Below are 22,704 nucleotides of genomic sequence, written 5' to 3'. Positions count from 1 at the left end.
TCGCACCCCTACGTTCAGTGACTGTTCTTCCCCCTCCCGAAAGGTGGATCCATGCGATCTGTCCGCTCCGTCTTCGCTGTCCTCGCCGCCGGTGCCATCATCCTGGGCGGTGCCAGCGCCGCGAGCGCCGACGTGACCGTGACGGTTCCGGAAGGCAGCAGCTACAACCTCGTCTTCGGTGACTGGCTCCAGTTCGCCGCCGACGACGTCTTCAACGCGGGCCACGACAACACCGTCGGTTCGAACAACTGACACCGACCGCCGCCGCCCCCGGGAATCCCCGGGGGCGGCGGCGTCGGACCCGTCAGAGCCAGGGGATCTCGTCGGCCCCGTACCGGTAGGCGCGGAACACCGAGTTCTGGGCGCCGCGCGAGGACTCCAGGCCCGTTCCCGCGTCGAAGGAACCGAACTCCGGGACCACGAACTCCCACACCACGTCCCCGTCGGGCGTCACCTCGAAGAGCCGCCCGAAGGAACCCTCGGCGATGAAGGTGTTCCCGTTCGCCAGCCGCTGGGCGCTGGACATGTAAGGGCTGAAGAAGTTCTGCGGCGGGTTGTCCTCGTACGACCACACCTCCTTGCCCGTGACCGGGTCCAGCTCCAACACCCGCGAGTACGGCACCGACGTGGTGTCTCGGTAGGTGCCGTTGTCGAAGACCAGGATGGTGCCCCCCGCCAGCTCGTGCGGGTGGTGCTGCTGGGCGAGGACGTCCGGGCCGATCCGCCAGCGCACCGAGCCGTCGGTCCGGTCGACCCCCACCGTCGTCGAGGCACTGCGGAAACCGATCACGATCCCGCCGTCGGCCAGCTCGTTGACCGTGTTGGCCATCGGCCAGTGCTCCCGGGCGAAGTGCGGGTTGAGCGGGACCTCCTCGGGGTCCAGGTGCTCGATCGCCGCCCAGCGCCACACGACCTCGCCCTCCCAGGTCAGCTCGTAGACCACGTCCCCGTAGACCACCCCGCCGGCCGCCTCCGAGCCGGGGATCCCGCCGCGGATTCGGGCGGCGTCCTCGGGGGAGAGCGGTTCCACCGCGGAGACGAGCAGGTTGCCGTTGCGCAGGATCGAGGCGTCGTGGTGGTGGAAGGGGTGGCGGACCTCGCGCAGCACCGTGGAGTCCGGGGCCAACAGCTGGAAGATGCCGCCGTGGTAGACGTCCCAGATCGGGAAGAGGGTCGGCCCCGAGGTGTCCTTGGCCGCGTAGAAGAGGGTGCCGTCCGGAAGGAGCTGCGCCTGGCGGCCCGGCGGGTGCGGGGAGTCCCAGGTGTGGGCGGTCCGCCCCTCGATGTCGACGAGGTGGATCCGGCCGGAACCGGTGATCGGGGTGTAGAGGGTGTAGCCGCCGTGGCTGCGCTCGGGGTCGTGGGCGCGCAGTCCGGTGCCCCGGCGGCGCAGGGTGTTCTGGTCGACGGTCATCGGGGTGCTCCTGGGGTGGGTTCGGATGTGGGTCGGGGGTGGAGGGGGCTCGGTCGTCAGCCGACGGTGACGGCGGCCGGGTCGGCGGCCTTCAGCGGGCCGGGGCGCAGCCAGCCCGGTACGGCGGCGCGGTCGGCGGAGCCGGTCAGGGACTGGGCGGCCTTGGCCCAGGCGCCCTCGTCGGCCAACTGGGTGAGCAGCTCGGGCGACAGGGTCGCCCCGTACGCGTAGCGGGGCTGGAAGGCCTCGACGTAGCCGGCCTGGAGCGCGCCCTTGGACTGGGCCACCACGGCCGCCCGGGCGGCCGCCGGATCGGCTTCGGCGGCCTTCTGTGCGCGCAGCAGCGTACGCAGGACCGCGGTGGCGGTGGCGTCGTCGGCCTTGGCGCCCGCGACGAGGAGGGTGCGCGCGGTGTAACCGGAGAAGGGCAGCTCGGCGTACCGGTCGGCGAGGGCGGTGCGCGCGGCGTCGTAGAAGCTGGGGAAGGTGACCCCGGCGTCCACGTCACCGCGGGCGAGGGCCGCCGTGACCTGGTTCGGAGCCAGGTTGACCACCGTGATGTCGGCCGCCGTCAACTGCGCGGAGGCGAGCATCCGGGACAGGGCGTACTCGACGTTCGTGCCCTGCGGAACACCGACCTTGCGGCCCTTGAGGGCCCCGAACCCGGTGATGCCCCGGTCGGTGCGGGTGAGCAGGCGCCAGTCGGAGAACCGCGACAGGTCGGCCACGATGCGCACGTCGCGCCCGCTCAGCGCGGCCGTCACGGCCGGCAGGTCGCCGACGACGCCGAAGGCGGCCTGCCCGCCCAACACCGCGTTGAGCGCGTCCCGGCCGGTGGGCAGGGTGGTCACCGTGGCGTCCAGGCCGTCGGCGGCCCACAGCGACCGCTCCTGGGCCACGTGGACGGGCGCGCCGCCGAGCTGGTCGCTGGCGGCCACGGTCACCGAGCGTCGGCCGGACGGGTCGCCGGCCCCGCCGCTTCCGCTCGCGCCGCCGCCGCAGGCGGTGACGAGGAGGCAGAACACGGCGGTCAGTACGGCGGCGGTCGCGGCGCGGGGTCTCGATCGGTCCTGGCGGTCCTGGTTCACGGGGTGGGTCCTTTCGGGGAGGGGGAGAGGGAGGGGGCTGGTGGGGCGGGGGGTGTCGGTGGGGGCGGGGGTGTCGGCGGGCTCAGGCGCCGAGGTGGCCCGCGATCAGGGCGCGCAGGTCCGGGTCGGCGGGTCCGTCCGGCACGGCGTGGTCGGCGAGCACCTTTCCCGGGGCGCCGCCCATGACCACCACCCGCCCGGCCAGCGCCAGCGCCTCGTCGATGTCGTGGGTGACGAAGAGGACGGTGGTGCCGCTGCGCTGCCACAGCCCCCGCAGCAGGTTCTGCATCCGGGTCCGGGTCAGCGCGTCCAGCGCGCCGAACGGCTCGTCCATCAGGAGGACTTCGGGCCGCGCGGCCAGCGCCCGGGCGAGGGCCACCCGCTGCTGCATTCCGCCCGACAGCTGGGCCGGGTACTTCTCGGCCCCGTCGGCGAGGCCGACCTCCGCGAGCGCGGCCAAGGCCCTCGCGCGGCGTTCCGCGCGGGGCAGCCCGAACCGCTTGAGCGCGAACTCGACGTTGCCCCGGGCCGTGCGCCAGGGGAAGAGGGCGTAGTGCTGGAAGACCACGCCGCGGTCCGGCCCCGGGGCCCGTACGATCTGCGGCCCGGCGCTCACCCGGCCCGAGGTCGGTCGTACGAATCCGGCCACCGCGCCCAGCACGGTGGACTTGCCGCAGCCGCTCGGCCCCAGCAGGGCCGTGAACGAACCGGCGGGGAGCACCAGGTCGGTGGGTTCCAGGACGGCGGTGCCGCCGTAGTGCACGGAGAGCCCCTCGATGCGCACTTCGAGGCTCATGACGCGCTCCAGTGGGCGAAGCGGCGGCCGACGGACGCCAGCAGGAGGTCGGCGACCACTCCGAGCAGCCCGAGCACGATCAGCCCCGCGAACATCCGGTCCACCCGCAGGAACTGCCCGTCCACCTGGAGTCTGTACGCCAACCCGGCGTCCGCGCCGCCCAGTTCGGCGGCGACCAGGGCGAGCAGCGCCACCGAGGCCCCGTAGCGCAGCGCGGCGAGCAGCGCCGGCGCGGCGGCGGGGAGCAGGACCTCGGTGAACCGCCGGTGCGCGGGCGCCCCCAGGGAGCGGGCGGCCCGCAGGTGGGAGACCGGGATCCGGGACACCCCGTCGTGCACGTACAGCCATACGGCGAGGAGGACGGCGTAGGCGATCAGCAGGCGCTTGGCGCCCTCGCCGATGCCGAACCAGGCGGTGGCCAGGGGGACCAGGGCGATGGCCGGAACCGGTCGCAGGAAGGAGATCACCGGAGTGACCGCCGCGGACAGGGCCGGCAGGTATCCCGTCGCGAACCCGAGGGCGCCGCCGGCCAGGGCGCCGAGGGCGAAGCCCTGCCCGGCGCGGGTCAGGCTGGCCGCGAGGTCGGTCGCGAGGGAACCGTCGCGGACGCTCGCGGCGAGGGCGGCGGCCGTCTCGGCGGGCGTGGGCAGCAGTCCCGGCGCCACCGCCCCGGACCAGGCGAGCAGCGACCAGAGGGCCAGTACGGCCCCGGCCGCGCCGAGGGCGGGACCGAGACGGCGGCCCGGGGCGCGTCCGTCGGGGTGGGGCATGGCCGGCATGGCGGAACTCCTCGTTCACTTGATAAGTGAGATCAATAATTGACCACGCTTATCAACGGCGTGTTGCGGCGGTGTGAAACCGTCCGGGCCCACCCGGCCCCACCGGGGCGATGGGGTACGTTCACCAGCGTGTCTCGACCCGAACCCACGCCCGAAGCGCTCGAAGTCGGTCGCGCGATCCGGGGCTGCCGCACGGCCCGCCGCGTCTCCATGGCCGTCCTGGCATCCCGCTCGGGCCTCTCGCAGCCCTTCCTCAGCCAGCTGGAACGCGGGCTGGCCACGCCGAGCCTCAGCTCGATCTACCGCATCGCCGAAGCCCTCGATGTCGCGCCGGGCACCTTCCTGCGTCCGCCGAACCGCCCCGGGGTCGTCAGCCACGAGAGCGACCCGCAGGTGATCCGGGTCAGCGAGACCGCCGGCCAGGTGGCGCACGTGTTGATCCCGGGCGGGCGCAGCGGCCTGATGGAGGCCTACGAGCATCACTTCGAGCCCGGGCGCGGAGAGCGAGGTTGGTTCGAACACCCCGGTGAGGACTTCCTCTACGTCCTGGAGGGGGAGGTCCTCCTGGAGGTCGAGGGGGAGGAGCCGCTCCTGCTGCGCGCCGGGCAGAGCGCCCACCACCGCGGCGAGGTCCCGCACCGCTGCGCCCTGCCGGAGGGGGGCTCGGCCGCCCGTACTCTGCTCGTCATCGCGGGTGGGTAGGGGTGCGGGGTAAACTAGGGTGGTTTGCCCGGGTTCAGGCTGTGTGGCCTGCGTGGTGTGTGTGACGTGTGAGCTGGTGGTGTGACATGAGGAAGTCCCGTACCCGCGCCGCCCGTCGACGTATGGCCGTACTGGCCCCCTGCGCCGCCCTGCTGGCAGTGGCCTGCGCCCTGCCCGCAGGAGCGGCCTCCGCCGAACTCGCCGTCGCTCCCGTCGCCGGGGGCGCGCCGGCGGTCACGGCCCGTGCGGCGGACCCCACCCCGCCCGGCCCGCCCGCCGCCACGTCGTCGGCGCTGAAGACCATCGATCCGGCCGCGCTGCGATCGGCCGTGGAGCGCATGACCAAGGAACTCGGCGTGCCCGGCGCGATCGTCCTGCTGCGCACCCCCCAAGGGACCTTCCGGACGGCGGTCGGCACCACCGAGCGGGAGAAGGCCGTGGCCCCCACCACCGCCGACCACTTCCGGATCGCCTCCAACACCAAGACCATGACCGCGGCGCTGATCGAGCTCCTCGCCCAGGACGGCCGGCTCCGGTTGACCGACCCGGTGTCCGACTACGTCACGGGCGTTCCGAACGGCGAACACATCACCCTCGCCCAGCTGTTGACGATGCGCAGCGGGCTCTACAACTACACCTCGGCCCCCGAACTCGCGACCTCCCTCGACGCCGAGCCGGGCAGGGCACGCACTCCGCGCGAGATGCTGGACATCGCCTTCCGGCGCCCGCCGAACTTCGCGCCCGACGCGTCCTACGAGTACAGCAACACCAACTACGCGCTGTTGGGCCTCGTCGCGGAGAAGGCGGGAGGGCGACCGCTGGCCCGACAGCTCCGGGAGCGGTTGTTCGCCCCGCTCGGCCTGGCGGGAACATCACTGCCGGGCACGCGGGACGTGTCCCTGCCCGCCCCCTTCGCACACGGCTACATGTACGGCGGATCGTCCCACGCGCTGGTCGACGACCCCTACCCCGCCGACGTGCGGGCCGCCGGTCGCTCGGGCAAGCTCGCACCGCTGGACTACACCCACCAGAACCCCTCCTACGCCACCGCCGCCGGGGGCGTCATCTCCACGGCCGACGACCTGGCGACCTGGATCCGGGCCCTGGTGACGGGCAAGGTCCTCGACCCCGCCCACCAGCCGCAGTGGCTCGACAGCCCACGGGCCGAGGACCCGGCCGCGCCCGACGGGCAGAAGTACGGCTACGGGATCGCCTACCAGCGCTTCGCGCCGCACGCCGCGATGTACTACCACGGCGGTGAACTCCCGGGCTACAACTCCTTCATGGGGTACGACCCGGACAACGACGTCACGCTCGTCATCTGGACGAACCTGACCCTCTCGCTCGACGGGCGCACCACCGCCCAGGCCCTCCTCCCCACCGTCCTGGACCAGATCTACACCGGCCTCGACCTGACCTCGCCGAAGCCCCCGGCAGGCTGACGCCCCTCGGAGTGCCCGCTGCCGTGCCGGATCCCAGGTCAGGACAGGTGGATCGGACGTGCGGGTCAGGAGAGGCGGGTCACGCGGGCGGTGAAGGACGGGGTGGACAGCTCCGATCCCACGGCGACCGGGATGCTCCTCGCCCCGACCCCGTCGCCCACGGTGAGCACACCGACCTCGGTGCCCGCCTTCGCCTCGTGCGGGACCGGCTTCGCCCCGGGGCTGAGGGTGAGCTTCATCCGCTGGCCCGGTACGCCCACCGCCGGCAGGTCGCGGGTGGCGACGAGCGGCGTGCGTCCGCCGAGCCCGTCGGAGACGTAGCCCACCGTCTGGCCCTTGCGGACGGCCGGGGCCGCGGCGGGACCGAGCGCCGCGCGAACCGCCTCGATCACCTTGCGGCTGTTCTCCTTCACGAGCTCCAGGCTCCGCCTGGCGTTGGGGTCCGCGCCTTCCGCGCGCTGCTCCATCATCGTGCCGAGGATCAACTCGTCCTTGTTCCCGACGGACTTGTACGCGGCCCACATCAGCGCGCCGCCGGCGGGGGTGCTCGACCCGGTCTTGATGCCCTTGATGCTGAGGCCCGGGGCGAGGAGCAGGTTGTCGTTGTTGTTGTTGATCGCGTCCGGCAGGCCGTCGATCCGGGCGTTCGGCATGGCCACCACCGCGCGGAAGGCCTCCTCCTTCATCACCGCCTCGGCGAGCTTGAGTTGATCGACGGCGGTGCTGACGGTGCCGGCGTCCAGGCCGCTCGGGTCCGTGTAGGTGGTGTCGTCCATCCCGAGTTCCTCGGCAGCCGCGTTCATCTTCGTGACGAAGGCATCCGTGGAGTCCGTGCCGGTGTCCCAACGGGCCAGTAGGCGGGCGATGTTGTTGCCGGACGGGATCATCAGCATCTTGATCATGTCCTGCTGGGTGAACGTGGTGCCGGCCTTCAGGCCCTCGATCCGGGACTCGTCCTCCGAGGTCCCGTCGGCCACGGCCTGGGCGTCCACCTCGATCCGGGGCCCGGTCTCGCTCTTGCGGAGCGGGTGGTTCTTGAGGATGACGTACGCCGTCATCACCTTCGCCACGCTGGCGGTGGGCACCGGCTTCTGTTCGCCGAAGACGCCGATGTCCCCGGACCCGGGGACCCGGACCGCGGCCTGGCCCTTGGCCGGCCAGGGGATGTTCGTCGCGCCGTCCATGAGGTACGAGGACTGCGTGCCGACCAACTGCGTGGCCGGCAGCGGGCGCAGCCACTGCCCCCCGGCGACGGCGGCGCCGAGCAGCAGCACGAGCGGGGTCCACACCTTGACGCGACGGGCCAGGGTGCGGCGGGGGGTCTCCGGCGGGGGAGCGGTGTTGGTCAGCTCGGCGAGCAGTTCGAGCGGAGGCAGCGGGGCCTGCCGCGTGACCTCCGGCCCGGTGGGCTCGGGCGCGGTGGGCTCGGGCTCGGCGGCGGGGCGGGGGTGGGGGGTGGTGCGGGGGTCGGTGCGGGTGAGGGGCTCAGGGGCGGGGGCGGGGGCGGGCTTCGGGGCACGGGCGGGGGTGGGCTTGGGGGCGGACCCGGGTCCGTCGAGGTCCTTGAGCGCGAGGAACTTGCTCGTCCGCTCGGCGTCGGACTCCGGGGGAGCGGCTTCCTCGGCGGGGGCGGCGCTGGTGGTGGCGGTGGGCGCCGGGGTGGCGGGCTCGTCGGAGGGTTCGGCCTCCGGGGGAGCGGCGTCGGCCTTGTCGTTCGCCTCGGTGTCCGGCTCGGTGTCGGCCTGTGTGGTGGAGTCGTCGGGGTCGTCGGAGTCGTCGCCGTCCGACTCGTCCGGCTCGGCCTCGGCGGACGGTTCCGGCTCGTCCCGCTCTCGCACCGACTCACCGTCGCCGGCCTCGTCCCCCTCCTCGGGGTCGGCCTGCTCGGCCTGACGCTCGGCGTCTGCCTCCGCGTGGGCGTCTGCCTCCGCGTCGGCGTCTGCCTCCGCGTCGGCCCCTGTCTCGGCTTCCGCTTCCGCTTCCGCTTCGGCCCGCTCGGTCGGAGTGTCCGCGTCGGCTTCCCCGCCCGTGGTGGCGCCCGCCTCCGCCTCGGCCCCCTCGGCCGGACCCCCCGTGCCCGCGTCGCCCTCAGGGGTCGCGGTTGCCTCCGAGTCCCGCCCCGCTTCCGCTTCCGCTTCCGCTTCCGCCGCCGCGACGGCAGGGGCGGGCGTCGGGCTGTCCTCGGCCGGGGAGGTGGCCGGTTCCGGCTCCGTTTCCCGCTCGACCCGCTCCTCGGTGGCGGCGGACCGCGCCGGGCCCTCGGCGGGGGAGTCCTGGTGTTGCTCGGGGGGCGCGGTCGGCTCGGCCGACCCGGCGGTGGTCCCCTCCGTCAGGGGCTTCGCCTCCTGTCGGGCCCCGGAGTCCGCCGGCGAGGTGGTGTCCCCGTCGTTGAGCTCCCGGTTGTCGGCCCGCTCCGCCACCGATTCCGCCTTCATGCCGCGCCCCACCTTGCCGTTCACGCCGTCATCAACCGCGAGGCCGTCACCCGGCCCCGTCGGTCACCTAGATGTCCGACCCGGCCGACCCGTTCCATCCGCCGGGGGCTGTGACGGTTCGGTCATACTCCGCCGGTTTGACGGACCCTGACCATCGCCCAGGACCCGCGCCTGGACTTTCTGCCCGACCGCCACTTCGACGTGGTGCGCGCACAGCGTGCCCTCTTCCTGGCCTCCCGGGATCATCGACGCGCGCGCTTCTTGCTCAAAACTGCTTGGTAGTCGACGATTTCAAGCAGGTTCCTTCAAATGTGGGGCCCGGGTCCGCTATCTTGCCGGGTGCATGCCAATGAGGTGTGTCCGCGATCCGGACCGCACGAGGAGCTGCCCGATGAGACCGATTCCGAGGCGCGAACGGCACGAACCCCCGCCCACGTACGGAACCGGGGGGCCGCGCAGGCCCTCCCACGGACGCCGGATCCCGCTCGCGGCCCTCTTGGCGGCCGTCCTCGCGGTCATAGGGCTCGCCGCCGCGGGGCCGGCCACCGCCCGCGCTGCGACGGGCGGACCCTCCACGGCCGCGGCCCCGCCCACCGCCGCGGCCGCGCCCACCACGACGGCCGGTTCCGCCACCGGTGTGTCGCAGTCGGGCGGCACCTTCACCGTCGGCACGTCGAGCGGGGCCAAGGTCCGCGTCGTGGTCGCCCGCGCCGACATCTTCCGTCTCTGGCTCTCCCCGGACGGCGGCTTCACCGACGACCCCGCCGGCTCGGATCTCGCACCCACCACGAACTTCGGCCCCGTGGTGGCGAGTTACAGCGACGCGGGTACCTACTACCGGATCACCACCGGCTCCCTCTCCATCCGGGTCAACAAGTCACCGCTGCGGTTCTCCGTCTACCGCGCCGACAACTCCACCCTCGTCTGGGAGGAGGTCCAACCCACCGCCTGGGGCGGTGGGCACACCACCCAGTACCTGGCCCGGGCCGCCGACGAGCAGTTCTACGGAACCGGCCTGCGTCTGGGCGAGTGGGCCCTGCGCGGCAAGACCGTGCCCGTGGCCGTCGACAACAAGTGGCGCGAGAACGACAACGCCAGCCCCGCCCCCTTCTACATGTCCACCAACGACTACGGCGTCATGCGCAACACCTGGGCCCCCGGCTCGTACGCCTTCGACGCCCCGACCGCCCTGACCCACGACGAGAACCGGTTCGACGCCTGGTATTTCACCGGTGATTCGCTCAAGTCGGTGCTCGACGCCTACACCGATGTCAGCGGAAAGCCCTTCATGGCGCCGATGTGGGGCTTCGAACTCGGCAACGCCGACTGCTTCAACGCCTCCAACCCCGCCTACCAGGGCGCCCACGACCGGCTCCGCCACCAGACCACACCGGACGTCGTCGGCTACGCGGCGGACGCCCGCGCCGCCGACATGCCCTCGGGGTGGTTCCTGCCCAACGACGGCTACGGGTGCGGCTACACCGCCCCCCTGAAATCCACCGTCGACGCCCTCAAGGCGAAGGGCTTCCAGACCGGTCTGTGGACCTCCACCGGCCTCGGTTCCATCGCCGACGAGGTGGGCACGGCCGGCAGCCGCGGGGTCAAGACCGACGTGGCGTGGATCGGCGGCGGCTACAAGTACGCCTTCGACGGGGTCCAACAGGCGGTCGACGGCATCGAGAAGAACTCCGACGCCCGCCGCTACGTGTGGACCGTCGACGGGTGGGCCGGCACCCAGCGCAACGCCGTCGTCTGGACCGGCGACACCAGCGGCACCTGGGACGCCATGCGGTGGCACGTCCCCGCCGTCACCGGCGCCGGACTGTCCGCCCTCAACTACGCCTCCGGCGACGTCGACGGCATCTTCGGCGGCAGCCCCAAGACGTATGCCCGCGACCTCCAGTGGAAGGCCTTCACCCCCGCCTTCATGACCATGTCCGGCTGGGGCGCGACCAATCCGTCGGCCGGCTACCAGGACAAGCAGCCCTGGCGCTTCGCCGAGCCGTACCTGTCGATCAACCGCAAGTACCTCCAGCTCAAGATGCGGCTGATGCCCTACCTCTACACGATGAGCCGCACCGCCCACGAGAGCGGAGTGCCCAGCACGCGCGCGATGGTCCTCGAATACCCCGACGACCCGGTGGCGCGGGGCAACGACACCAGTGGACAGTTCATGGCCGGCGACTCCTTCCTCGTCGCACCCGTGGTCTCCGACACCTCCGTCCGTGACGGCATCTACCTGCCCGCCGGTACCTGGACGGACTACTGGACGGGGAAGACGTACGCCGGCCCCGGCCGCCTCGACAACTACCAGGCACCGCTCGACACCCTCCCGCTGTTCGTCAAGGGCGGCGCCATCGTCCCGATGTGGCCGCAGATGAACTACACCGGCGAGAAGCCCCTCTCCACCCTCACCTACGACATCCACCCGCGCGGCGACTCGACCTTCAACCTCTACGAGGACGACGGGCGCACCCGCGCCCACGAGTCCGGCGCCTACGCCCGCCAGCGCGTGGACGTCACCGCACCGGCCGCCGGAACCGGCACGGTCACCGTCTCCGTCGGCGCCCCCACCGGCAGCTACTCCGGACAACAGGCCACCCGGGGATACGAGTTCAGCCTGCACGTGGCCTCCGCCCCCTCCGCCCTGACCGTGGACGGCGCGGCGCTGCCCCGCCTCGCCACCAAGGCGGCCTACGACTCCGCCGCCACCGGCTGGTTCCACGACCCGGCCGACCGCGCCGGGATCCTGTGGGTCAAGACCGGCACGAAGAGCGGGGCCTTCACCCTCACCGCGACCGGCACCACCCTCCCCGCCGCCGAACCGGTGCCGGCCGGATCCGCCGCCATCCCCCAGACGGGCTGGAAGCTGGTCTCCGCCGACAGCCAGGAGAGCGCCTCCGAGAACGGCGCTGCCCGCAACGCCTTCGACGGGAACCCGGCCACCCTCTGGCACACCGCCTGGTCCTCCGGCACCCCGGCCGCGCTGCCGCACGAGATCGTCATCGACCTCGGCGCGCGCCAGGCGGTCGACGGCCTCGGCTACCTCCCCCGCCAGGACGGCGGGGCCAACGGCCGGATCGGCGGCTACGAGGTCTACGTGTCCGACACCACCACCGACTGGGGCGCCCCGGCCGCCTCCGGCACCTTCGCCGACACCCCGGCGGTCAAGCCGGTGACCTTCGCCCCCAAGGCGGGCCGCTACCTGCGCCTCAAGGCCCTGACGGAGGCGGGCGGTCGAGGCCCCTGGACCAGCGCCGCCGAAATCACCCTCACCGGCAGACCGGCGCCGCTCCCCACCGACGCCACCCTCGTCAACGCGGCCTCCGCGCGCTGCGTCGACCTCCCGTACAGCGCCACCACCCCCGGTACCGAGCCCACCCTGTACTCCTGCCACGGCGGCCCCAACCAGCGCTGGACCCTCCAGCCGGACGGCCGCCTCACGGGCCTCACCGGGGTCTGCCTCGACGGGTCGAACCCCGCGAAGGTCACCATCCAGGCCTGCACGGGAGGGTCCGGGCAACTGTGGCAGGCCGGCCCGGACGGCAGCCTCCGCACAGCCGGCCAGTGCCTCACCCCGGCGGGCTCCGGCACCGCCAACGGCACCCGCCTGACCCGAGCCACCTGCGCCGGTACCTCCGCCCAACGCTGGACCCTCACCCCCTGACCCCGGCCCGGAGTCAGACCCTCACCCCCTGACCGCCGGTCCGGACACCTCCCCCACGGGTGTCCGGCCCGGCAGCAGGCGCGCCGCGGCCAACCCGAGGGCGGCCAACACGGCCAGGGCGATGAGGGTGCGGCCGGCCGAACCCCAGCCCCCGGCGCCCGCCGCCACCGCGATCCCCAGCGTCGGGCCCACGTTCATCGCGGTCTGCTTGAGCCCGCTCACCACCCCCGCGTGTCCGGCCGGGGCGTCACCGACCACGGTCCCGGTGGCGGTGACCATCACTGCCGCGAACCCGGCGCCGAGCACCCCGAAGGCCACCGGCCCGCCCCGCTCCAGCCCCGCGATGCCCAGCACCACCAGGACCGTTCCCGCCGGCGCCGTCCGCCGGGCCCCGTACCGGCGCAGCGCGGCTGCGGCCACCGGGGCTCCGACCACCATCAGCGCGGTCAGTGGCAACACCCGTACGGCGGTGGCCAGGGGCCCGAGGCCCTGTACGTCCTGGAGCAGGAACGTGGCTGTGAACAGGGCCCCGAACATCCCGGCCGAGACCGCGAGCAGCAGCCCCATCGAAGCCGTCACGGCCGTGGTCCGCGCCACGGCGGCCGGCACCAGCGGCCACGTCGCCCGCCGCTCCCCCCGTACGAACAGCGTCCCGAACCCCGCCGCGACCCCGAAGGCGACGAGGGTCCGCCCCGCCGTCCACCCGTACTCCGCCGCCCCGGACAGGGCGTACACCGCCGAGGCCAAGGCGCCGGAGAGCAGGATCGGCGCGACCGGCCCCAGCGGGGTCCGCGTCGAGACGGAGGGCGCGGGGGCCCGTACGAACAGGGTCAGGACGCCGATGGCCACCGCCACCGGCACGTTGAGGACGAACACGGCCCGCCAGCCCGGGTGCGCGGCCAGCAGTCCGCCCGCCAGCGGGCCCGCGGCGGTGGCCACCCCGATCGCGGCGGTCCGGAAGGCGATGGCCCCGGCCAGCCGCTCGGGCGGGTACGCCAGCCGCAGCAGGGCGAGCGTCGCGGGCTGGAGCAGTGCCCCGAACAGGCCCTGAACGGCGCGCAGGACGATCACCCCACCTATGTCGGGGGCGAGCGCGACGCCGGCCGACGCGGCGGCGAAGCCCAGCGAGCCGACGGCCAGCAGTCGGGAGTGCCCGTACCGGTCGCCGAGGCGCCCGGCGATGACCAGGAAGGCAGCGACGGTCAGGAGGTAGGCGGTACTGGTCCACTGCACCTGGGTCAGGCTCGCGCCGAGATCGCGCCGCAGGCTCGGCTGGACCACGAACAGGACGGTGCCGTCGAAAGCGACGAGCGCCGCCCCGCCCACGCTGACGGCGAGCGCGATTCGCTCCCTCACGCCGGTCCCCCGCCGGGGGGACCGAGGTGCGCCGTCACGGCGGCGTCCACCAGCCGCGTCAGATCCTCGGAGGTGCCCCCGCCGAGGGCGAGCGGCAGACTGCCCCGGCCCCAGAGCTGGGCCACGCCGTGCAGGTTCGCCCACAGCGCGGCGGCGGTCACCTCGGGATCCGGGACACCGCACCGGGCGATCAGCGCGACGAACGTCCCGAGCAACGGCAGCGTCGACTCGCGCAGTCGCGGACCGGCGTCGGGGTCGGCGTCCCCGCTGTCGAGGAGGTCGTGGCGGAACATCAGCTCGAACATGCCGGGTCGCTCCACCGCGTGGGCCACGTACGCCGCTCCGAGCGCCCGGACCTGCTCGCGGGGGCCGGCGCCGGTCGGGGAGGCGACCTCGAAGCGGGTGACGAGGTCGGCGAAGCCCCGGCGGGCGATGGCCGACAACAGGGCCCGGTGGGTGGGGAAGTGGCGCCGGGGTGCGCCGTGCGAGACACCGGCCCGGCGGGCGATCTCCCGTAGCCCGAGCGCCCCCGGCCCCTCGCTCAGCACCAGCTCCACGCCGGCGTCGATCAGCCGCTCGCGCAGCGGGCTCTCGGTGTCCATGGGCCTTGTCTACCAGAGGGCGTAGACACTGTCTACGTCGTGCCGGTGTCGGCACCGGCGCCGACGTCGGGGCCCGATCCCGCGCCCAGGAGGGACTCGCCCGCCGTGGTACGGGCGTACAGCACCGACCGGCCGGCCCGGTGCGCGCTGACCAGGCCCGCGTCGCGCAGGGCGGTGAGGTACTGCGACACCCCGGACGCGGACAGGCCGGTGCGGGCGGCCAGTTCCGTGGTGGAGGCGGGGGAGCCCAGCTCCGCCAGCAGTCGGGAGCGGGAGCGGCCGAGCACCGCCGCGAGGGCCTCCGTCGGCGCCGCGGCCCTCGGCTCCCACAGGGTTCCGGTGCCCCGCGCCGGATAGGCCACCTGCGGCGGCTCGGGCGGCGCGACCCGGGTGAGCGGGAACGGCCCGGCGAACGCAGAGGGCAGCAGCACCAACCCCGGCCCCGCCGTCCCGCGCGACAGGGCGCCGCGCCGCAGGGCGAACCGCACACCGTTGTCGGACCAGCTCAACGAAGCGTGCAGGTCGTTGAACAGGTGCGCCACGCCCTGCTCGGCGACCCGCCGGGAGCGGTGGAGGACGTCCGCGTCGAGCACGGCCCGGATCCGCGCCCAGTAGGGGGCGAGCGCCGACTCCCAGTACAGCTCGATCTCCTCCGCGACCCGGGGCAGGTGCGCCCGTGGATCGGCGTACAGGGCGCGCGAGCGGGGTCCGAGTCCGCCCTGCTCCTCCTCCAGCCGGTCCAGGTCCCGGCGTACCGCGGCGGCGGACGAGGCCACGATCCGGGCCAACTCGCGCTCCAGGGTGGGGGCGGGCCCGTCCGGCGCCGGATTGAGGAAGTCGGGTACGAAGCCCCGCCGGGGCACCAGCTCCGCCAGCCGGCCCCGGTCGAGTCCCGAGGCCGCCAGCCGCGGCCTGACCTGCTCGACCCACCGCCCGTGCACGGCGTGCGAGGCCCCCGAGGCGCCCGAGGCGAGCAGCCGCAGGCTCGTCCCCACCTCCCACATCGGCGAGACGGCGAACCGCATCTGCGCCAGATCGCGCGCCGAGAACGCCAGCTCCGCCGCTCCCACCGACCGCACCGGTCGCGCCGAACGACTCGCGCCCACGACCCCCACCCCCCACCGTCATGGATTCACGCATGTGTGAATCAATGGCGAGGAGCCTACCGGCCGGGAGATCATCCCGACATGACGAACGAAACGATCACCGCAGCCGCCTCGGGCACCTGGAAACTCGGAGACATGGAGGTCAACCGCATCGGCTTCGGCTCGATGCGCCTCCCGCAGAACGGCAAGGCCCTCATCGCCGACGCCGTCTCCGGTGACCGGGACCGTGCCGTCGCCGTCCTGCGCCGCGCCGTCGAACTCGGCGTGAACCACATCGACACCGCCGCGTTCTACTTCTCCCCCCTGCGCTCCGCCAACGAGCTGATCAACAGCGCGCTGGGCGGCCCCTACCCGGACGACCTCGTCATCGCCACGAAGGTCGGTCCGGGCCGCGACCTCACGGGGGAGTGGATCGAGCACGCGCACAGCGCCTCCCAACTGCGCGGACAGGTCGAGGAGAACCTGCGCCAGCTCGGCCGCGACCACCTCGACCTGGTGAACCTGCGCATCCTCGGAACCGACTCCGTGGCGGAACGGTTCGGCGCCCTGGCGCGGTTGCGCGAGGCCGGACTCATCCGCCACCTCGGCGTCTCCAACGTCACCCCCGAACAGCTCGCCGAGGCCCGCACCATCGCGCCGGTCGTGTGCGTGCAGAACCCGTACGGCATCGGGATGCGGCCCGACCAGGACGCGTTCGTCCGCTCCTGCGGCGAACAGGGCATCGCCTTCGTCCCCTTCTACTCCATCGCCGCCGCCGGACGGGAGTCCGGCGCCACGGGCGCCGAGAGCGAGGAACTCCTCACCGTCGCCCGGACGCACGGCGCGAGCCCCGCACAGATCCGGCTGGCCTGGTCCCTGCACCGCGGCCCCCACGTCCTGGCGATCCCCGGCACCGGCAACCCGCACCACCTGGAGGCCAACGTGGCCGCCGGCGCCCTGCGGCTGTCCGACGAGGACCTGGCCCTCCTGGAGCGCGCCCACCACAACGCGGCGTAGGCCGTCCCCTCCGCCCCCGCGTCCGGCACAATCGGCGGATGAGCGACGAAGACCTCCGCACCACCGACCCCGCCCTCGACCCCCACCTCTGGCTGGAGGACGTGTCCGGCGAGGAAGCCCTGGCCTGGGTGCGGGAGCGCAACGCCGAGACCGTGGCCGCCCTGACCGGATCGAGTCTCTTCAAGGTGGCGGAGCGCGAGGTGTTGGAGGCGCTGGACGACGACGGACGCATCCCGTACGTCGTCCGGCGCGGCCCGCACCTCTACAACTTCTGGCAGGACGCCGACCAGGTGCGCGGTGTCTGGCGCCGCACCACCCTGGAGGAGTACCGCACCGAGCGGCCCGCCTGGGAGATCCTCCTCGACCTGGACGCACTGGCCGCGCGCGAGGGCGAGAAGTGGGCCTGGGCCGGCAGCCGTGTTCTGGGGCCCGCCCACCGCCACGCCCTGATCCTGCTCTCGCGGGACGGCGCCGACGCCTGTGTGGTGCGCGAGTTCGACCTGGAGGCCGGGGAGTTCGTCGGCGGGGGCTTCGCCGTCGAGGAGGCGAGGACCCGGGTCGGCTGGATCGACGCCGACGAGGTCTGGATCGGCACCGACTTCGGGCCCGGGTCCATGTCCACGTCCGGCTATCCGCTCCAGGTCCGCCGCTGGCGCCGCGGCACCCCCCTGACCGAGGCCCGCCTCGTCTACGAGGGGCAGGCCGGGGACATCTCGGCCTCGGGCTGGCACGACGACACCCCGGGCTTCGAGAGGGACTTCCTCTCCCGCCAGATCGACTTCTGGAACGCGGAGATGTTCCTCCTCCCGGCGGGCTCCCCCTCCGCGGACTCCCTCTCGGCGGGCCCCGAGGCGGGCGCCGCCGCTCCCGTGAAGATCGACGTACCGGACGACGCCGTCGCCTCCGTGCACCGCGAATGGCTCCTCGTCCGCCCCCGGTCCCCGTGGCTCGGCCACCCGGCGGGCAGCCTGCTCGCCTTCGACTTCGAGGCGTTCCTGGCCGGGGAGCGCATCCCCGAGCCGCTCTTCACCCCCGACGCCCGTACCTCCCTCGGCGGCTACAGCTGGACCCGCGGGCACCTCCTGCTCAGCACCCGCGCCGACGTCTGCACCCGGATGGAACTGCTCACCCCCGGCCCCGACGGCTGGCGCCGCGCACCACTGGCCGGCGTACCGCCCCTGTCCACCGCCTCCGTCGTCGACACCGACCCCGACGAGAGCGACGAGTACTTCCTCGACGTCACCGGCTTCCTCCAGCCCTCCACCCTCCACCGGGGCACCGCCGGCAGCGGGGACGAGGGCGAGACCCTCAAGCAGGCCCCCGCCCTCTTCGACACCGCCGGCCTCGCCGTCAACCAGTACTTCGCCACCTCCGCCGACGGCACCCGGGTGCCCTACTTCGTCGTCGGCCCCGAGGACCGCCCGGGCCCCGGACCCACCCTGCTCTACGGGTACGGCGGCTTCGAAATCTCCCTGACGCCCCACTACAGCGCCGTCACCGGCCGCACCTGGCTCGCGCACGGAGGCACGTACGTCGTCGCGAACATCCGCGGCGGCGGCGAGTACGGCCCCGAGTGGCACCAGGCCGCCTTCGGCGCGAACCGGGTCCGCGCCTACGACGACTTCGCCGCCGTGGCCCGCGACCTCACCGCCCGGGGCATCACCACCCCCGCGCAACTCGGCATCGAGGGCGGCAGCAACGGCGGCCTCCTGATGGGCGCCATGCTCACCCGCCACCCCGAGCTGTTCGGCGCCGTCGTCATCCACGTCCCCCTGCTGGACATGCTCCGCTTCCACAAGCTCCTCGCCGGAGCCAGCTGGATCGCCGAGTACGGGGACCCCGACGACCCCGCCGACCGCCCCCACCTGGAGGCGCTCTCCCCCTACCACCGCATCCGCGCCGAGGGCCCCCCGTACCCGCCGACGCTGCTGCTCACCTCCACCCGCGACGACCGCGTCCACCCCGGCCACGCCCGCAAGGCGGCTGCCAGGCTGCGCGAGCTCGGACACCCCGTCCTCTTCCACGAGCACCTCGGCGGCGGCCACTCCGGAGCCACCGATCACAAGCAGACCGCCTTCAACGAGGCACTCGTGCAGACCTTCCTCCTGGAGCGCCTGACCCCGCCGAGGTGACGCGGCTGGTGCAATGGTCCGATCGGCGGCCCGCACGGGGCCGCCCGTCGGGGCGGAGGCACGGGGAACGGTGTCGCCAGGCACGCACGGCTTCGACGACGTACCGCAGGGGTCCGGTGGGGTGCCGCGCCGGTTCGACGACGCCTTGGAGGCGATCGGCACCACCGACGACGAGCACACCACCTGCCGGGAACTCGTCTCCTTCCTCTTCCGCACCCTGTGCGACGCGGCGGCCGTCGACCTGACGGTGGAGGGCCGCGTCCGGCGGGTGGCCGCCGCCGGGGCCACCGACCTGCTGCGCCCCCCGGCCGCCGGGGTGCCGGCCTCCGTCCGGGCCGTGGACGAGGGGCATCCCCTGCGCAGCTGGGCCCTGCGACCCGGCGCCGCCCCGGTGCACGGCCTGTCCGTCGCGCTCAGCCGGCAGGGGACCTCGTACGGCACCCTCGTGGCCGTCCGCGGCGGCGCCCCCTTCACCGACCGCGACGCCGCGGCCGTGCACTTCGCGGCGCGGGTCGCCGCCGTCCACATCCGCCACGCCCGGCGCCTCGCCGCCACCGAGAGCGTCGCGCTGAACCTCCAGCGGGCCCTGGTCGCGGACCCGGGCCGACCGCACCCGAACCTGCTGATCGCCGGCCGCTACCTGCCGATGGGATCGAGCGCCCTCGTCGGGGGCGACTGGTTCGAGACCGTACGCCTCCACTTCGGCCGGACCCTCCTCGTCGTCGGCGACGTCATGGGCCACGGGCTCGAAGCCGCCGTCGACATGAACGCCTACCGCTCCACCCTGCGCGAGATCGCCTCCACCGACCTCGCCCCCCACCGGGTGCTGCGCCAGCTCGACGCCCTGGTGTCCGAGGACGATGCCCGCCGCCCGGCGACCTGCCTGTTGGTCCGCGTCGACCCGGCCCGCCGGACCGCCGTCTACGCCGCCGCCGGCCACCTCCCGCCCGCCGTGTTCGCCGCGGACGGCACCGGCCGGCTCCTCGACGTCCCCGTGGGCCCACCGCTCGGCACCGGCTTCGGTGGCTACGAGTCGGCGGTCCACCCCCTCGGTGAGGAGGAGACCCTCCTGCTCTACACCGACGGCCTCGTCGAGCGGCGAGGCGAGGACATCGACACCTCGCTGGCCCGCCTGACGGCCCTGCGGGTGCCGGTCGGCGCGAGCCCCGCCGAGACCGCCGACGCCGTCGTCGAGGGCCTCGACGCCCTGCACGCGGAGGACGACGTCGCCGTCCTCGCGGCCCGCATCCGCGCCCGCCCCGCACACCCGTGACGGACGTCTCAGGAGGGCAGGGCGCGGGCGATCAGCAGGGCCACGTCGTCGTGGGTGTCAGGACGGCGCAGGGCCGACAGCAGCAGGTCGCAGGTCTCCTCGATCGGATGGTGGGGACCGGCCAGGAGATCGGTCAGGATCAGCAGACGGGTGTCGATGTCCGTGTCCCGGGTCTCGATCAGCCCGTCGGTGTAGAGGATCAGCTCGTCGCCCGGATGCAGGACGAGGGCCGTCGTGCTGAAGGGGATCCCGCCGACCCCCAGCGGGACCGCCGTCGTCAGCCGCAACAGCCTCGGGTGCCGCCCCTCGCGCAGGTGCACCGGGGGCAGGTGACCGGCCGTGGAGATGAGGCACTGCCGGGTGTGCGGATCGTAGACCGCGTAGACACAGGTGGCGATGGATTCGCCCAGGTCGGCGGTGGCCGCGTCGAGGTGGGTGAGGACGGTGGCCGGCTCCAGGTCCAGGCGGCCCAGTGCCCGCGCGGTCGCCCGCAGCTGGCCCATCGTGGCGGCCGCGTTGATCCCGCTGCCCATCACGTCTCCGACGACCAGGGCCGTCCGGTCCCCGGAGAGCGAGATCACGTCGAACCAGTCGCCGCCCGTCTCGTCGGCCGCCCCGGCGGGCTGGTACCGGTAGGCGATGTCCAGCCCGGGAGCCGCCGGCGGGTGCTGCGGCAGCAGGTGGCGCTGGAGGGCGAGGGCGGCGTGGCGCTGGCGCTGGAACCAGCGGGCGTTGTCGATGGAGACCGCCGCGTGCGCGGCCAGCTCGGAGGCCAGCAGGACGTCGTCCTGCCCGAACGGCACCGGGTTGCGGGCCCGCTTCAGATCGAGAGCGCCCAGCACCTGCCCCCGGGCGATCAGCGGCACCGCCAGGTACGAGTGCACGCCCGCCTCGCCGAGCAGCCGGGCGGAATCCGGGTCCCGGGCGATGCGCGGCAGGTCCTCCGGGCGCACCCGGGGCACGAGCACGGGCCGCCCGGTGAGCGCGCAGCGCGACACCAGCCGGGCCGGGCCGTACATCGCCACCGCCCCGACGGGATCGGCCGCCTCCTCGGCGGGACTGCGGTAGGCGGCCTTCACGGCGAGCGCCCGGAACCGCAACGCCCCCACCTCGGCGTCCTCGCCCGGCCGCACCCCGGTCAGGATCGTGTCGAGGACGTCGACCGCGGCGATGTCGGCGACCTCCGGAACGGCGACGTCGGCCAGCTCCCGCGCGGTGATGTCCAGGTCGAGGGTGGTGCCTATGCGCACCGAGGCGTCCGCGATCAGCGACAGGCGCCGCCGGGCGTGCGCGGCCGAGACGGCCGTACGGTGCTGTTCGGTGACGTCCACGACGGACACGGCGACCCCGATGACCTGCGCGGCCTGGTCCTCCAGCCGGTAGAACGACACCAGCCAGGCGTGCTCCCCCTCCGTCTCCGTGTCGGCGGCCGTCCGGCCGGTGGTGAACTGGTCCAGCAGGGGCACCCCCGTCTTGAGGACCGTGCGCATCCTGGTTTCCAGGGCCTCCGTGTCCAGGGACGGCAGGATCTCCCCGATTCGCTGTCCCAGGTGGTGGCCTGCCGACATCCCGTTGATCCGCTCCAGGGCCGGGTTGACCAGCACGTACCGCAGGTCGGTGTCGAAGACGGCCAGGCCGATGGGGGACTGGTCGACCAGGCGCAGGGACAGGGCCAGGTCCCGTTCCACCCGGCGCAGCGTGTCCCGCTCGGAGGCCAGTCCCAGCGCGTACTGGCGGCCGTGCCCGGCGTCCAGGCGCATGTTGCGGAACTCCACCATCACGGTGCGGCCGTCCCGGTGCCGGACGGGGAACGAGCCCGCCCACGCGCCCCCGCCCGTCAGGACCTGGGCGAACAGCCCGAGGACCTCGTCGCGGTGCGGCTCGTCCACCAGCAGCTGCGCGGCGTGGCGCCCGAGCGCCTCGGGGGCGGTGTAGCCGAAGAGCCGGTCGGCCTGGGGGCTCCACAGCGTGATCCGGCCCTCGGCGTCCAGGACGACGGCCGCCACCCCGAGGACGTCCAAGAGGCCGCCCGCCGTCGGGCTCGCCACCCCGACGCCGTCGGCCGTGGGGGTGGCCTGCGCATCGGCCCCGACGCCGTCGGCCGTGGGAGTGGGCTGCGCATCGGCCATGGGGGCATCGGCCATGGGCGGACTCCCTCCTCCCCCGGACCTCCCCCGGACGGACTCCCTCCATGCTGCGGCCCAGCCCCTCGGCCTGCGACCCGGCCGGGGGCCTGCGGGCTCGATGTCGGCGGCCGCGTTGCCCGGATCAGGCCAATGTGTGATGTGCGCATGACATTTCAAGGTCTCCGTGACACGCTCCGTGGCGCACTCCGGAGTCGACCTCGCACCGCACCCCCACAAGGACGTGTCAAGGAGGAGCGACATGCTGCTGCACCTCGCCAGGCCCGCCGCCGTCGCGGCGCTTGCCCTCACGAGCGCTTTCGCGGGCGCCACGAGCGCCGCCGCGAACGGACCGGCCGCCGACCAGAAGGCCGACGGCGTCATCGTCGTCGCCGGCAACACCTGCACCTGGACCGGCGCCCGCACCACAGCCGTTCCGCCCGCCGCCCTCGTCATCGACCGGACCGGCGTCAACAAGCCCGGCGGCAACCTCACCTGCGGGGGCGGCATCACCGCCTCCCTCAACAACGACCCGGCCTTCGCCTTCGACGACGCCGCCGGCACCGCGCGCACCGACCTGATCGACATCACCGGCCGGCAGAGCTTCGTCACCTGCCGCTACAAGGCCGTGAACCTCGTCTGGGACCGGGACGGGACCACCCGGAAGTACGTCAACCGGGAGTTCAACGCCACCAGGACCTCGGGGGGCTTCCTGTGCCCGGCCTCCGTCACCACGGCGGCGGGCGGGGCCTCCGTACTGTTCCACTGAGCCAATGGGAGGCGAGCCCGCCCG

General features: G+C 73.8%; 17 protein-coding genes. 8 read left to right on the top strand and 9 right to left on the bottom strand.

The genetic code is table 11. The features are described 5' to 3' along the window. Positions 1–51: 51 nt before the first annotated feature. Positions 52–252, top strand: coding sequence for a hypothetical protein (locus ACIOD1_RS10885; protein WP_365612390.1), 201 nt, complete (start codon positions 52–54; stop codon positions 250–252). 52 nt (positions 253–304) lie between these two features. Here the strand turns inward: ACIOD1_RS10885 and ACIOD1_RS10880 are convergent, their stop codons facing one another. The 4 genes from ACIOD1_RS10880 to ACIOD1_RS10865 form a co-directional block, all read right to left on the bottom strand. Further along, entirely contained in the window at positions 305–1,414 is a 1,110-nt protein-coding gene (locus tag ACIOD1_RS10880) for an aryl-sulfate sulfotransferase (RefSeq protein WP_365612393.1), read from the bottom strand. A gap of 56 nt (positions 1,415–1,470) precedes the next feature. Next, positions 1,471–2,502 carry an ABC transporter substrate-binding protein gene (locus ACIOD1_RS10875; RefSeq protein WP_401901566.1) on the bottom strand — a complete coding sequence of 344 codons (1,032 nt, stop codon included), beginning with the start codon at positions 2,500–2,502 and terminating at the stop codon, positions 1,471–1,473. 82 nt (positions 2,503–2,584) lie between these two features. After that, entirely contained in the window at positions 2,585–3,298 is a 714-nt protein-coding gene (locus tag ACIOD1_RS10870; protein WP_401901564.1) for an ABC transporter ATP-binding protein, read from the bottom strand. Further along, entirely contained in the window at positions 3,295–4,077 is a 783-nt protein-coding gene (locus ACIOD1_RS10865; protein ID WP_365612400.1) for an ABC transporter permease subunit, read from the bottom strand. The genes ACIOD1_RS10870 and ACIOD1_RS10865 overlap by 4 nt, the downstream gene beginning before the upstream one ends. Positions 4,078–4,206: 129 nt before the next feature. Here ACIOD1_RS10865 and ACIOD1_RS10860 point away from each other — a divergent pair, with 129 nt between their 5' ends. Both ACIOD1_RS10860 and ACIOD1_RS10855 read left to right on the top strand, forming a co-directional pair. Beyond that, positions 4,207–4,779: an XRE family transcriptional regulator gene (locus tag ACIOD1_RS10860; RefSeq protein ID WP_365612403.1), complete on the top strand. Its 573-nt coding sequence runs from the start codon at positions 4,207–4,209 to the stop codon at positions 4,777–4,779. An 86-nt stretch (positions 4,780–4,865) separates the two neighbouring features. Beyond that, on the top strand, positions 4,866–6,221 hold the full coding sequence (locus ACIOD1_RS10855; protein ID WP_401901561.1) for a serine hydrolase domain-containing protein: 1,356 nt from the start codon (positions 4,866–4,868) through the stop codon (positions 6,219–6,221). A 65-nt stretch (positions 6,222–6,286) separates the two neighbouring features. Here the strand turns inward: ACIOD1_RS10855 and ACIOD1_RS10850 are convergent, their stop codons facing one another. Then, positions 6,287–8,680, bottom strand: a complete 2,394-nt coding sequence (locus ACIOD1_RS10850; RefSeq protein WP_401901559.1) for a D-alanyl-D-alanine carboxypeptidase family protein — start codon at positions 8,678–8,680, stop codon at positions 6,287–6,289. Positions 8,681–9,047: 367 nt separating this feature from the next. Between ACIOD1_RS10850 and ACIOD1_RS10845 the strand changes: the two genes are divergently transcribed. Next, positions 9,048–12,323, top strand: coding sequence for a TIM-barrel domain-containing protein (locus tag ACIOD1_RS10845; protein WP_401901557.1), 3,276 nt, complete (start codon positions 9,048–9,050; stop codon positions 12,321–12,323). 21 nt (positions 12,324–12,344) lie between these two features. Here ACIOD1_RS10845 and ACIOD1_RS10840 read toward each other — a convergent pair whose 3' ends face one another. The 3 genes from ACIOD1_RS10840 to ACIOD1_RS10830 are packed head-to-tail and all read right to left on the bottom strand — an operon-like array spanning position 12,345 to position 15,306. Beyond that, on the bottom strand, positions 12,345–13,679 hold the full coding sequence (locus tag ACIOD1_RS10840) for an MFS transporter (RefSeq protein WP_401901555.1): 1,335 nt from the start codon (positions 13,677–13,679) through the stop codon (positions 12,345–12,347). Next, the gene (locus ACIOD1_RS10835; RefSeq protein ID WP_365612419.1) at positions 13,676–14,281 is read right to left on the bottom strand and encodes a TetR/AcrR family transcriptional regulator; all 606 of its coding nucleotides are present in this window, start codon (positions 14,279–14,281) and stop codon (positions 13,676–13,678) included. The genes ACIOD1_RS10840 and ACIOD1_RS10835 overlap by 4 nt, the downstream gene beginning before the upstream one ends. A gap of 32 nt (positions 14,282–14,313) precedes the next feature. Then, positions 14,314–15,306 carry a DUF5937 family protein gene (locus ACIOD1_RS10830; RefSeq protein WP_401902326.1) on the bottom strand — a complete coding sequence of 331 codons (993 nt, stop codon included), beginning with the start codon at positions 15,304–15,306 and terminating at the stop codon, positions 14,314–14,316. A gap of 162 nt (positions 15,307–15,468) precedes the next feature. Between ACIOD1_RS10830 and ACIOD1_RS10825 the strand changes: the two genes are divergently transcribed. The 3 genes from ACIOD1_RS10825 to ACIOD1_RS10815 all read left to right on the top strand — a co-directional run bounded on the left by ACIOD1_RS10825 (position 15,469) and on the right by ACIOD1_RS10815 (position 19,788). Then, entirely contained in the window at positions 15,469–16,383 is a 915-nt protein-coding gene (locus tag ACIOD1_RS10825) for an aldo/keto reductase (RefSeq protein WP_365612422.1), read from the top strand. Between the two features lie 38 nt (positions 16,384–16,421). After that, positions 16,422–18,515, top strand: a complete 2,094-nt coding sequence (locus tag ACIOD1_RS10820) for a prolyl oligopeptidase family protein (RefSeq protein WP_401901553.1) — start codon at positions 16,422–16,424, stop codon at positions 18,513–18,515. Between the two features lie 70 nt (positions 18,516–18,585). Then, positions 18,586–19,788: a PP2C family protein-serine/threonine phosphatase gene (locus ACIOD1_RS10815; protein WP_401901551.1), complete on the top strand. Its 1,203-nt coding sequence runs from the start codon at positions 18,586–18,588 to the stop codon at positions 19,786–19,788. 8 nt (positions 19,789–19,796) lie between these two features. Here ACIOD1_RS10815 and ACIOD1_RS10810 read toward each other — a convergent pair whose 3' ends face one another. After that, the gene (locus ACIOD1_RS10810; protein WP_401901549.1) at positions 19,797–21,932 is read right to left on the bottom strand and encodes a SpoIIE family protein phosphatase; all 2,136 of its coding nucleotides are present in this window, start codon (positions 21,930–21,932) and stop codon (positions 19,797–19,799) included. A gap of 241 nt (positions 21,933–22,173) precedes the next feature. Between ACIOD1_RS10810 and ACIOD1_RS10805 the strand changes: the two genes are divergently transcribed. Beyond that, positions 22,174–22,680 carry a hypothetical protein gene (locus ACIOD1_RS10805; protein ID WP_401901547.1) on the top strand — a complete coding sequence of 169 codons (507 nt, stop codon included), beginning with the start codon at positions 22,174–22,176 and terminating at the stop codon, positions 22,678–22,680. Positions 22,681–22,704 lie beyond the last annotated feature (24 nt).

This window comes from Streptomyces sp. NPDC088097 (assembly GCF_044741845.1).
Classification (GTDB): Bacteria; Actinomycetota; Actinomycetes; order Streptomycetales; family Streptomycetaceae; genus Streptomyces.
This window is presented reverse-complemented; position numbering and strand designations above follow the sequence as displayed.

What these genes read in the sequence shown, in the direction of transcription:
- ACIOD1_RS10885 (WP_365612390.1), top strand. Translation starts at nt 52, where the DNA reads ATGCGATCTGTCCGCTCCGTCTTCGCTGTCCTCGCCGCCGGTGCCATC.
- ACIOD1_RS10880 (WP_365612393.1), bottom strand. Translation starts at nt 1,414, where the DNA reads ATGACCGTCGACCAGAACACCCTGCGCCGCCGGGGCACCGGACTGCGC.
- ACIOD1_RS10870 (WP_401901564.1), bottom strand. Translation starts at nt 3,298, where the DNA reads ATGAGCCTCGAAGTGCGCATCGAGGGGCTCTCCGTGCACTACGGCGGC.
- ACIOD1_RS10865 (WP_365612400.1), bottom strand. Translation starts at nt 4,077, where the DNA reads ATGCCGGCCATGCCCCACCCCGACGGACGCGCCCCGGGCCGCCGTCTC.
- ACIOD1_RS10855 (WP_401901561.1), top strand. Translation starts at nt 4,866, where the DNA reads ATGAGGAAGTCCCGTACCCGCGCCGCCCGTCGACGTATGGCCGTACTG.
- ACIOD1_RS10845 (WP_401901557.1), top strand. Translation starts at nt 9,048, where the DNA reads ATGAGACCGATTCCGAGGCGCGAACGGCACGAACCCCCGCCCACGTAC.
- ACIOD1_RS10835 (WP_365612419.1), bottom strand. Translation starts at nt 14,281, where the DNA reads ATGGACACCGAGAGCCCGCTGCGCGAGCGGCTGATCGACGCCGGCGTG.
- ACIOD1_RS10830 (WP_401902326.1), bottom strand. Translation starts at nt 15,306, where the DNA reads ATGCGGTTCGCCGTCTCGCCGATGTGGGAGGTGGGGACGAGCCTGCGG.
- ACIOD1_RS10825 (WP_365612422.1), top strand. Translation starts at nt 15,469, where the DNA reads ATGACGAACGAAACGATCACCGCAGCCGCCTCGGGCACCTGGAAACTC.
- ACIOD1_RS10820 (WP_401901553.1), top strand. Translation starts at nt 16,422, where the DNA reads ATGAGCGACGAAGACCTCCGCACCACCGACCCCGCCCTCGACCCCCAC.
- ACIOD1_RS10810 (WP_401901549.1), bottom strand. Translation starts at nt 21,932, where the DNA reads ATGGCCGATGCCCCCATGGCCGATGCGCAGCCCACTCCCACGGCCGAC.
- ACIOD1_RS10805 (WP_401901547.1), top strand. Translation starts at nt 22,174, where the DNA reads ATGCTGCTGCACCTCGCCAGGCCCGCCGCCGTCGCGGCGCTTGCCCTC.